Origin of the sequence: Lacihabitans sp. CS3-21, assembly GCF_024343675.1 — a bacterium.
Taxonomy (GTDB): Bacteria; Bacteroidota; Bacteroidia; order Cytophagales; family Spirosomataceae; genus Leadbetterella.
The window spans coordinates 1-441 of the sequence record NZ_RJUD01000047.1 but is presented as its reverse complement, the minus strand read 5'-3'; the positions used below and the strand labels follow the sequence as shown (position 1 = coordinate 441).

The following is a 441-nucleotide window of genomic DNA, read 5'->3' as shown; positions in this document are numbered from 1 at the left end:
GAACGCCTCCTATAGTAATTTTAACAATATTACTGTTTGGACTTTCTCCACATGAGTTTTGGCAAACAGCCGCATAATCTCCAGCTTGCGTAATTTTTATTGAAGCACCAGTTGCATTGTTAGACCATTTAACTGTACCTGAGCAGTTGGTAGCTGTCAAAGTGATTTCCTCATTTCCACAAATCTCAGTTTTGTTAGCAGAAATCACTGGTGCTACTGGTGATGGACTCGTTCCGATAGTTATCGTGTTTGAGTTTCCAGATGTTCCACAACTTGTCGTACACGTTGCCGTATAAGTTCCAGCTCCTACTTCTTTGGTAGTGCCTACTCCGCCACCTGACCATGTAATCGTTCCTCCTACACATCCTGTTGCTGTAATTGTCGCTTTATCTGTTCCACAAACAGTCGTTTTGGTAGATGAAATTAATGGGGCTACTGGGG

1 pseudogene is annotated in these 441 nt (G+C 42.6%); it reads right to left on the bottom strand.

Going from position 1 to position 441, the window contains the following annotated elements:
• A pseudogene (locus tag EGI24_RS14235) lies at positions 1 to 441 on the bottom strand (hypothetical protein); the annotation flags it as partial.